2 protein-coding genes are annotated in these 2,537 nt (G+C 70.4%); both read left to right on the forward strand.

Going from position 1 to position 2,537, the window contains the following annotated elements; genetic code table 11:
- Positions 1–56 precede the first annotated feature (56 nt).
- Positions 57–1,019: a DUF3152 domain-containing protein gene (locus SACPADRAFT_RS0208555; protein ID WP_084258361.1), complete on the forward strand. Its 963-nt coding sequence runs from the start codon at positions 57–59 to the stop codon at positions 1,017–1,019.
- A gap of 103 nt (positions 1,020–1,122) precedes the next feature.
- A complete protein-coding gene (gene moeZ / locus SACPADRAFT_RS0208560; protein ID WP_007027250.1) occupies positions 1,123–2,304 on the forward strand; it encodes an adenylyltransferase/sulfurtransferase MoeZ in 1,182 nt (393 codons plus the stop codon).
- The last annotated feature ends 233 nt before the right edge of the window (positions 2,305–2,537 follow it).

A 2,537-nucleotide genomic window follows, 5' to 3' on the forward strand; every position in this document is an offset into this window, starting at 1 on the left:
CACCGGGCGAGGCCGGGGTCGCGCGGTCGGCGGTACGGAAGGACCGCACCGAACCGTTGCGGGCGTCCTGGCGCCCGACCTCGGACGACGCGGGCGGGCGGCGTCCCGGCGGGCGGTCCGGACTCCGCAGGCTCACCGCGACCTACGGCTGGCGGGTGCTCCTGGTTCCGGTGCTCGTGGTGGTCACCGCGCTGGTGGTGGTGGACACGACGAGCGGCGGCGGGTCCCTCGGCGGAGGGCCGTCGGCGGCGGAGGACACGACCACGGACGGGGCCGACGGCACCGCCGGTGCCGGGGACGAGCCGGTCGTGGAGGAGAACCCCGCCGAGCCGATCGACCTGGACATCCCGACCGCGGAACTCCCCGACGGCGGTGAGTACACCGAGGAGGGGGAGAAGACCTGGCAGGTCGTCCCGTTGAAGGAGGGCGACGGTGACCGTGTCGGGGACGCCGAACGGCTCTATACCTACACGGTCGAGGTGGAGGACGGTCTCGACCCGGCCAGCTTCGCCGGGGCCGACAGCTTCGCCGCCGTGGTGGAGGGGACGCTGTCCGACCCGCGCAGCTGGGCGGGGACGGGTGACGTCTCGCTGCAGCGCGTGGGTGAGGACGCACCCGACCCCGACTTCCGGGTCAGCCTGACCAGTCCGGCGACGGCGAAACCCATGTGCGGATCGGCCATCCAGTACGAGGCGTCCTGCCGCCTCGGCCCGCCGATCGACCGGGTCGTGATCAATCTCGCCCGCTACGTCCGCGGGGCGCTCGCCTTCAACGCGGACCTCACCGGGTATCGGCAGTACGTCATCAATCACGAGGTGGGTCACGCGCTCAAGCACGGGCACGTGGGCTGTGCCGCCGAGGGCGAGTTGGCGCCGGTGATGATGCAGCAGACGTTCGGGGTGGCCAACGACTACGTGGCGGAGTTGAACAGGGCCGGTGGTGACTCGGACTCCGTGCAGGCTGACGGGAAGACCTGCGAGCCGAACGCCTGGCCGAACCCCCAGGCGAAGCCGGAGTGACCCGCCGCGGTCCCTCGGCTGTCCATCATGTGGACGGGGGAAGAGCTGATCTCCGTTCGTGGTTATGTATAGGGCAACCGCGAACGCGCCAGATGGAGGTTCCATGTCAGCCACGCTGCCGCCGCTCGTCGAGCCGGCCGCCGAGCTCACCAAGGAGGAGGTCGCGCGCTACAGCCGGCACCTCATCATTCCGGACGTCGGGATGGACGGGCAGAAGCGGCTGAAGAACGCGAGGGTGCTGATCATCGGCGCCGGTGGGCTGGGGAGCCCGGCGCTGCTGTACCTCGCGGCCGCGGGGGTCGGCACCCTCGGGGTGATCGACTTCGACGTCGTCGACGAGTCGAACCTGCAACGCCAGGTGATCCACGGCCAGTCGGACATCGACAAGTCCAAGGCCGTCTCGGCGAAGGAGTCGGTCGCCGAGATCAACCCGTACGTGCACATGCGCCTGCACGAGGAGCAGCTGTCCAGCGAGAACGCTCTGGACGTGTTCCGTGACTACGACCTGATCCTGGACGGGACGGACAACTTCTCGACCCGGTACCTGGTCAACGACGCGGCCGTGTTGCTGGGCAAGCCCTACGTGTGGGGGTCGATCTTCCGCTTCGAGGGCCAGGTGAGCGTCTTCTGGGAGGACGCGCCGAACGGGCAGGGCCTGAACTACCGCGACCTCTACCCGGAGCCGCCGCCTCCCGGCATGGTGCCCTCCTGCGCCGAGGGCGGTGTGCTGGGCGTGCTCTGCGCCTCGATCGGTTCGATCATGGTCACCGAGGCGGTGAAGCTGATCACCGGGATCGGTGACCCGCTGCTCGGCAGGCTGATCAGCTACGACGCGCTGGACATGCGCTACCGCGAGGTCAAGATCCGCAAGGATCCGGACACGCCGAAGGTGACCGAGCTGCTCGACGACTACGACGCCTTCTGCGGTGCGGTCTCGGACGAGGCGCAGCAGGCCGCCGCCGGGCATACGCTGACCCCGGCGGAGCTGAAGGCCAAGTTCGACGCCGATGAGGACTTCGAGCTGATCGACGTCCGCGAGCCGCACGAGTACGACATCGTCAACATCAAGGGCGCCAGGCTGATCCCGAAGGACCGCATCCTGTCCGGGGAGGCACTGGCCGAGCTGCCGCAGGACAAGCCGATCGTGTTGCACTGCAAGTCAGGGGCCCGCTCGGCGGAGGCGCTCTCGGCGCTGCACAAGGCAGGCTTCGCCGACGCCTCCCACCTCGGTGGCGGCGTCCTCGGCTGGGCCAACCAGGTGGACCCGAGCCTGCCCACCTACTGATCCGTCGCCGTCGGCTCGGGCTCCGGCGCGACCGCGGTCGCTCGGGGAGCGGCACCGGCCCGCGGGCGGTGCCGCTCCCCACCGCGTGGTGCGACCCGGCACGCCGGAGCGGTTGCCGGGTGCGGGCGCGTGGCCGGGGTAACGTCGTCGCGTGGGTCTCGGGCCGCCACCGGATCACGTGTGCCGGGCGTTCGGGCTCAGCGTCGACGACGCTGAGCCGATGCCCGATGGCC

Source organism: Saccharomonospora iraqiensis subsp. paurometabolica YIM 90007 (assembly GCF_000231035.2).
Lineage (GTDB): Bacteria > Actinomycetota > Actinomycetes > Mycobacteriales > Pseudonocardiaceae > Saccharomonospora > Saccharomonospora paurometabolica.

Coding starts and splice junctions, on each gene's coding strand:
- moeZ (WP_007027250.1), top strand. CDS start 1,123: ATGTCAGCCACGCTGCCGCCGCTCGTCGAGCCGGCCGCCGAGCTCACC.